4 protein-coding genes and 1 pseudogene are annotated in these 8,224 nt (G+C 76.9%); all 5 read left to right on the forward strand.

The genetic code is table 11. From position 1 onward, the window contains the following. Positions 1-1,753: 1,753 nt before the first annotated feature. The gene (locus tag AWW66_RS30295) at positions 1,754-2,242 is read left to right on the forward strand and encodes a fibronectin type III domain-containing protein (RefSeq protein ID WP_067373666.1); all 489 of its coding nucleotides are present in this window, start codon (positions 1,754-1,756) and stop codon (positions 2,240-2,242) included. 311 nt (positions 2,243-2,553) lie between these two features. After that, complete coding sequence (locus AWW66_RS30300) at positions 2,554-5,181, forward strand: fibronectin type III domain-containing protein (protein ID WP_067373668.1); 2,628 nt, start codon at positions 2,554-2,556, stop codon at positions 5,179-5,181. Positions 5,182-5,209: 28 nt separating this feature from the next. Next, on the forward strand, positions 5,210-6,205 hold the full coding sequence (locus AWW66_RS30305) for an AAA family ATPase (RefSeq protein ID WP_067373676.1): 996 nt from the start codon (positions 5,210-5,212) through the stop codon (positions 6,203-6,205). A gap of 8 nt (positions 6,206-6,213) precedes the next feature. Beyond that, a complete protein-coding gene (locus tag AWW66_RS30310; RefSeq protein WP_067373684.1) occupies positions 6,214-7,437 on the forward strand; it encodes a DUF58 domain-containing protein in 1,224 nt (407 codons plus the stop codon). Then, positions 7,431-8,224: pseudogene (locus tag AWW66_RS30315) on the forward strand (hypothetical protein); the annotation flags it as partial. The gene AWW66_RS30310 and the pseudogene AWW66_RS30315, both read left to right, overlap by 7 nt.

Raw genomic sequence — 8,224 nt, forward strand, 5'->3', positions numbered from 1 at the left:
ACCGGCACGGCAGCCGAGCCCCCTGCCACCCCCACCAGCCGCACCCACCGTCACCCCCCGGGATACGGCCGGGACCGCACCGGCCGGGCCGGGCACGACGGCGGTGCCGCCGCCCCGCCACCCGGTGGAGCCCACGCAGCCGCCGGGAGGCACCCTTCCGCCGCCACCCCCCGGCCCACTGCCAGCGCCGGGTCCCAGTCCGCTGTCACCACCGACCGACGCCGCCCCGCCGCCATCGACGGGGGCACCGCTGCCGGCTCCACCGGACCGTCCGCTTCCACCCCCGGCCGAGCCCGGCCCGCGGCCGTCGACTGCCCTGCCTCCTCCGCCGGCGATCGTCCCGCCGCCTGCGGACGCCGCCCAACGTCGGGAGCACCCGGACAACTCGACCGACGCGCCGGCACCGGCAGGCCCCGAAACCCGACCCGATCCAGCGACCGGGCCCGGCCCGGTGGCCACGCCGGGTCCGACCGCCCCGCCCGCCGGATCGCAGCGGCAGGACGACCGCCCCGGTAAGCCGTCGGCGCGGCCGGCCGGGTGGGACAACCCGACCATCGTGGTCCAGCAGATCGGCGCGCTGGTCCCGAATGAGCCGGGTACCCCTGTCCGGCCCGCCGGGGCGATGCCCACCGCCCCCGCGCCGGCCGGCAACTCCCCGGTCAGCACCCCACCCGCAGGCAGCACCGCACCGGCGCCCAGCCCATCGGTCAGCGCCCCACCCGTAGGCAGCGCTACACCGGCGTCCAACCCACCGGTCAGCGCCCCGCCCGCGCACCGCGCACCGGTCAGCGCCCCACCGGTGAGCAGCCCACCGGTCAGCGCCCCACCGACCAGCGGGCCGCCGTTCGTCCCGCCGCCGGTGAGCGGGCCACCGTCCGTCGGCACGCCACCACCGCCCGGACCACCGGCAGCCGGACCGCCGTCGAGCGGACCACCGGCCGGCGGGGTGCCCGATCCGGGGCCGGTGGTGCCGCCCTGGGGGATGACCGCGCCGCCGTGGGGTCGCGTCGTCCCGCCGCAGCCGGCCGGCCCGCCGGACTCCGCCACCGACCACCCCACCGAGAGCAGTACCGCCGGCCCGACAGGGCCGCACGACGACACCGACCGGTCACCGGAGTTCCCGTCGCCGCCCGGTGCATTGATTACGGGGCGGCTCGGCGGCGACGACCTGCCCGGCCGACCGGAGCGGGACCTGGCCGACGCGAACCGGCCGGTCCGGCATCCAGCCCCGCCGGTGCAGGACCGGACGGAGCCCTTCCCCTCGCTCCGGACGGAGCCCCCGTCCACGACCCCGGTCGTGCCACCCGCCCCGGCGGGCGCGCCTGCGGCGGCCCCGGCGTACCCGTCGCTGGACGGGTACCCGCCGGACCCGGCGCGACCGGACCAGCCGTCACCGCCGCCGACCCACCCGGCGACGCCAGCCCCGGCACACCTCGGGCCGGACGATGCCCCGCCGGTCGCAGCAGGGACGCAGGGCGCAGCCGGAACGGTGGACGGAGCAGGAAACCTCGCCGGCACCACGCCCCACGGGGCCGGCCCCGCGAGCGGGACGTACCCGGGCCAGCCAGGCCCACCGCCGGGCACCGCCACCGTCCCGCCGTCCCACGCGGCCTCCGTCCCGACGTCCCACGCAACCCCCACGCCAACCCCTCACCCGGCCCCCGTGCCGGCGCCCCCCGCGGCACCCGGGCCGACGCCCCACGGCATCCCGGTCCCGCCGTCCCACACGCCTCCGGCTGCGCCGCCGCAGGCGGTGCCGACGTACCCCGGGTACTCGCAGGTGCCGGAGGAGGGTGAGAGCCGGCGCGGGCGGGCGTTGGTGGCGGTGGCCGTCGCCGGGGCGGTGGTCGCGGTCGCGGCGGTGGTCGGCGTGGGCGTGGTGTTGTTGAACCGGGAGGCGACGCCGGGCCCGGCGGGCGGCTCGGCGCCGACGGCGGCCGGGCCGGCGACCAGCGGGCCACCCCCCGGCGACCTGGAGCTGCGCGACGACGCGACGACGATCACGATCACCTGGTCGGACCCGACCAACGGGACCGTGCCGTTCATGGTGGCCGGTGGCCGGGCCGGGCAGGACCTCGGGGTGATGGCCACGGTCGACCCGGGCGAGACCAGTTACACGGTGAACGGGTTGAACTCGCGGGTGGACTACTGCTTCACGGTGCTCGCGGTGTACTCCACCGACGAGTTCGCCACCTCGGGTCAGGTCTGCACCAACCGGGACCGCTCCACCCCGTCGACCTGACCGGCGGCGCCACCCGGTCAACCTGACCGGTGGCTGCGCCTCGTCGAGCCGGCCGACCGCTCCGCCCCGCCGACTCGGCCGACCGGCCGTCAACCACGTGTGGACGGTCGGCACACGGAGCGCTCCGCACGGAGCCGTCCAGGGTGGCCGGTCGACGTCCGTCCAGCGTGCACGCTGGGTGTCCGGGGCCGGACGGTGCGGGTTTCCCCGCGCCGAAGCGCCCCATATGATGGCACCCGGCTCCGGGCGGGTCGGACCGCCACCACACGGGTTCCTCCGCCACGACGGACGACACGGGGAGGCGGTCGGCTGTGGCCACGATCGACGACGGCGGGGCCGTCGGGACGGCCGGCTCCCGCCGCGGCCGGCGGATGCGCGGCGGCTTCATCACCCTCGGCACGGTGGGCGCGCTGCTCGCCGCGATGGGTTTGACGGTCCTCGGGCTCGGTGCCGCCGACAACGCGGTGGCCAGCTACGACGCCTCCTCCTGGTTGTGGAGTTCGACGCGTGGGGAGATGGCCCGGGTCAACGGCATCACCGCCCGGGTGGACACCCGGGTCGAGGTGCCGAACACCCGCCGCCACCCGATGCAGGTGGTGCAGACCGACCGGCAGCTCATCCTGCGGGACCTGCACACCGGGCAGGTCAGCTCGCTGAACCTGGCCACTCTCCAGATCACCGCCACCACCCGGACCACCCCCGGTCTCGGGGTCAGCGTGGCGTTGCAGGAGGACGCCGCGTTCGTGGTGGACGCGGTGCAGGGCGTGGTCCGGCAGCTCGACCCCCGTTCGCTCGCCCCGGTCGGTGAGCCGGTGCGGTACCCGCCGGGGATCACCGGCGGCACGTTCGACGGGGAGGGCCGGCTGTGGATCGCCGTCCCGAGCGAGGGCACCGTGTCGGCGGTCACCGCCGCCGACCTGCCGGCGACGCCGGGGGCGGCCGGTGAGGGTCTGAGCCCGAAGCGGGTGGCCACCTACGAGGTCGCGGACCGCAACCACGAGCTGGTGCTCTCCACCCTGGACGAGGGTGTCGCGGTGCTCGACCGGACCCGGGGTGACCTGGTGACCGTCCGGGGTGGGACCACCGCCCGCCACGCGTTGGAGCTGACCGGGGTGGCGACACTGCCGGCGCGTACCAGTGGGTCGCGGGTGCCGGTCACCATCCCGGAGCAGCGGCGGGTGCTGGTGGTGGACGGCGCGCAGGTGCGGGAGTTCACGGTGCCGGGTCGGGGGGACCGGCTCAGTCCGGTGGTGGCCTGGGCCGACCGGTTCTACGCCGCCGACGAGGGCGCCGGGACGGTGTACTCCTTCGACGTCGGCGGTCAGCTCGTCGACACCATCAAGGGCGGCCGGGGCCTGTCCGGGCCGCTGGAGCTGGAGGTCCGGGAGAACCACCTGTTCATCAACGCGCCGGACTCGGCGCGGGCCCGGGTGGTCAACGACCGGCACGAGGTGCGCGACGTCGACAAGTACGCCTCCGACGTGCTCGGCGCCGAGCCGCCGGAGGAGGCCCCGCCGCCGCCTCCCCCGCCGCCGAAGCCGAAGGTCACCAAGCCGGGCCCGCCCCGGGACGTCACCGCCGCGGCCGGCGACGCGCAGGCCCGGGTGAGCTGGCGGCCGGCCGCCGCGAACGGCGCGCAGATCGTCCGGTACGTGGTGGAGGGCGCCGGCCAGCGGCACGAGGTGGGCGCCAACCAGCGGTCGGTGGAGATCACCGGGTTGACCAACGGCGAGACGTACCGGTTCACGGTGCACGCGGTGAACGCCAAGGGCGCCGGGCCGTCGCGCAACAGCAATCCGGTCACCCCCACCGCCGAGGTGCCCGACCCGCCGGCGAGCGTGACCGCGCAGGAACGCCCCGACGGGACGGTGCTGGTGACCTGGCCGGCGGCGGACGGGCAGGGCAACGCCGTCGCCCGGTACACGGTGACCGCCACCTCGGCCGGCGCGAACGCCCCGGTGGGTGAGGCGACGAAGACGGAGCTGGTGGTGCCGGCCGGTGAGCTGGAGTACGGCACCCAGTACGCGTTCACCGTCATCGCGGTGAGCGAGGCGGGCGCCGGGTCGGAGGCGTCCCCGGTCAGCAACACGGTGGTGCCGTACGCCGCGCCGGGCGCGCCGACCGAGCTGGACGCGGCGACCGTGCCGGACCGGCCGGGCACCGTCACCGTCCGGTGGGCGCCGGGCCCGGCGAACGGCCGGCCGGTGACGAAGTACCTGGTGGAGGTGGGTGGCCGCACCATCGAGGTGACCGAGCCGCAGGCCACGCTGGACGGCCTGGGCGACGGCCAGCACGTCACGGTCGCGGTGAAGGCGGTCAACGAGGCCGGCGAGGGTCCGGCGGCGACCGCGTCGGCCCGGACGGTCGCGCCGCCCCGGGTCACGGTGACCGGGTCGTCGGCGACGGCCACCTCGGTCACGGTGTCGTTCACCGTGGACGCCGGCGGCGGGCAGGCCACCTGCACGGTGAGCACCCCGGGCGAGCCGACGGTGTCGGGCGCGTGCACCCGGTTGTCGGTGCCAAACCTGACCCCGGACACGGCGTACACGGTCACGGTCACCGCCACCAACGCCGCCGGGGAGGGCACCGCCACCCGCCGGCAGCGCACCGAGGCCATGTACGGCATCGCCACCTGCGTCAACGGCGACAAGCCCGAGCAGCGCACCTACTGCGACCAGGACCGTGACGGCCGCAACGGCAACGAGGTCTTCTCGGTGCCCCGGCAGGACAACGACCGGCAGGTCGGCTGGGCCCGGCCCGGCACCCGGCTGCAGGCGTTCTGCAAGCGGCAGGGCGAAGAGGTGTACGCCTACGTCTACAACGACAACAAGCGCAGCACCTGGTGGGTGCAGGTCAACTACGACGGGAAGAACTACATTCCGTGGGCCTGGCTCAACCTGGAGGACGGCGACAGAATCAACAGCCTGCCGACCTGCTGACCGACCAGGCAAGGAGCCCTGACCCACCGTGAACACGCACGAGCCGCTCAGCCAGCAGGAGGTGCAGGGCTTCGCCGCCCTCGCCGCCCGGCTGGCCGAGAACGTCAACTCGGTGGTGCTGGGCAAACCGCAGGTGGTCCGGCTGGCGCTGACCGCGCTCTTCGCCCAGGGCCACGTCCTGCTGGAGGACGTCCCCGGGGTCGGCAAGACCACCCTGGCCCGGGCCATCGCCGCGACGGTGCGGGGCGAGTGGCGACGCATCCAGTTCACCCCCGACCTGCTCCCCTCGGACGTGGTCGGGGTGACCATTTTCAACCAGGCCACCCGGGGCTTCGAGTTCCACCCCGGCCCGGTCTTCGCCAACATCGTCATCGCCGACGAGATCAACCGGGCCTCCCCGAAGACCCAGTCGGCGCTGCTGGAGGTGATGGAGGAACGCACCGTCACCGTCGACGGCGTCCGCCACCCCGTCCCGCAGCCGTTCCTGGTCGTCGCCACCCAGAACCCGGTCGAGATGGACGGCACCTACCGGCTGCCCGAGGCGCAACTCGACCGGTTCCTGGTGAAACTGTCGGTGGGGTACCCCGACGAGGCGGTCGAGGTGGAGGTGCTGCGCGGGGCCACCGTCCGCTCCCCCGAGGCGCTGACCGCGCTGACCGACACCGCCACCGTCGGCGAGATGGTCACCATGGCCCGCCGGGTGCACATCGCCGAACCCCTCTACGGGTACGCGGTGCGCCTGGCCGCCGCCACCCGCACCCACCCGCACGTGCGGGTCGGGGTGAGCCCTCGGGGCGTCATCGCGCTGACCCGCGCCGCCTGCGCGTACGCGCTCATCGACGGCCGGGGCTGGATCATGCCCGAGGACCTGAAGACCCTCGCCGAGCCGGTCTTCGCCCACCGGCTGCTGCTCACCCCCGAGGCGCAGGTCCGTGGCATGAGCGCCGCCGAGGTGCTGCGCCAGGCGGTGGCGTCGGTGCCGGTGCCGCTGCCCTCGGGGCAACCGGCCCCGGCGCGGGGCTGACCGGCGGCGTGGGCATCACCGCCCGGGGCGCCGGGCTGCTCGCCGCCGCCGCGCTGCTGCTCGGCGCCGGCCTCCGCTTCGCGTACCCGGAGCTGACGCTGCTCGGCGCGGCGGCCGCTCTCGCCGTCGGCTACGCGCTGGCCACGGCAGCCTGGCGGCCCCGGCTCGCGGTGTCCCGCCACGCCGACCCCGACCGGGTCACCCGGGGCGAGGCGGCGACCATGACCCTCACCGTGCGCAACGCCGGCCGGCTGCGCTCGGCGAACCTGCTCGCCGAGGACCGCTGCGGCACCACCACCGTGCCCGTCCCCCTGCTGCGGCTGCGACCCGGCCGCGACACCGAGGTCCGCTACGACGTGCCCACCAGCCGCCGGGGCGTGGTGCCGGTGGGCCCGCTGCGGGTGACCCGCCGCGACCCCCTCGGCCTGGTCTGCCTGGCCCGCCCGTACGGCGGCACGGTGCCGGTCTGGGTGCACCCCCGTGTCCACCCGCTGACCGCCACCCCCACCGGGGCGGGACGCAGCCTCGACGGCCGGGTCGACGGCGTCCCGCACGGCTCCATCACCTTCGACTCGCTGCGGGAGTACGTGGTCGGCGACGAACTGCGCCGGGTGCACTGGCGCACCAGCGCCCGGGTCGGTGAGCTGATGGTCCGGGAGAACGTCGACACCAGCCTGCCCCGCCTGGTGGTGCTGCTCGACAACCGGGCCGCCGCGCACCCGGACCGCGTCGACGGGGTCGCCGAGTCCTTCGAGTCGGCCTGCGAGGCGGCGGCGTCGGTGGTCACCGCCGCGCACCGGGCCGACCTGCCGGTCACCCTGCTGCTGGTGGCCCCCGAGGCCAGCGGCCTGCCCGACACCGACCCACCCACCGGGAGCCCGGACACCACCGCCCCGGCCGACGCCCCGACGGCCCTGCCGGGCGGCGGCGGGCCGCTGGACCGGCTCGCCGCCGTCGAGCTGGCCACCGGCGACGGCGCGGCAGCGCTGCGCACCGCCACCTCCCGGCTGCGCCAGGACCGCCTCGGCGACACCCTCGTCGTCCTCACCGGCCCCGGTGGCCGCGCCGACCTCGGCCTGGTCGGCGCGCTGCGCGGCGCGTACCCGTCGGTGGTGGTGGGGGTGCTCGGCGCGCGGGAACCGTCGGCGGCCCCGGCGACCGGGCCGGTGGTGCTCGACGCCGCCGACGGCGCGGCGTTCGCCGCCGAGTGGGACGGGATCCGCCGGTGGTGACCGGCGGCCCGCCGACCGGCGCCCACCCCCCGGACGTCGCACCGGCGCACGGGACGGGACCGGACGCGACACCCACGCCGCACACCGCACCGCCGCACGCGACGGGACCGGAGACGACGCGGGCCGCGCCGGACCCTGCGGGCCCGGCGCGCGGGTCGCGGGTCGGGCGGCTGCTGCGGGCCGCCGTGCTGCCACTGGTCCTGGTCGCGCTGGTCGCCCTCGCCGGGACGGTCCTCAGCCGGGTGTACGCCGACGACCTGCTGACCCGCCTCGTCGTCGGCGCGGCGGCCGGCTCGGTCCTGGTGAGCGTCGCCGCCCGCCGCCTGCGGTCCTGGCTGGTCGCCCCGGTGTCGGTGGCGGCCCTGGCCGGGTACACGCTGTGGTCGGTGCGGCTCGCCGCCCACGCCGCCGACCTGCCCGGCGGGCTCGCCGAGGTGACCGCCGACGCCGCCCGCAACGCCATCCCCCGGCTGCTCACCGCGATGATCCCGGTCGAACCCACCCCCGACACCGTGCTGGTGCCGCTGGTCGCCGCCTGGCTGGCCGGCCTCGCCGCCGCCGAGGTGGCGCTGCGGGCCGGCCGGGTCCTGCTCGGCTACCTGCCCCCGGCGGCGCTCTTCGCCGGGGCCCTCTACGTGGTGGGCCCCAACGCGGACCCGGCCATCTGGCCGGCGGTGGCCTTCGTCGCGGTCGCCGCCGTCGGCCTGGCCGTGCCCGGCGGCAGCCCGACCGGGCCCGGCGGCTCCCCCACCGCCCCGGGACCCGCGACCCCGCCGGCGGTGCGGGC

Origin of the sequence: Micromonospora rosaria (assembly GCF_001567585.1) — a bacterium.
Lineage (GTDB): Bacteria > Actinomycetota > Actinomycetes > Mycobacteriales > Micromonosporaceae > Micromonospora > Micromonospora rosaria.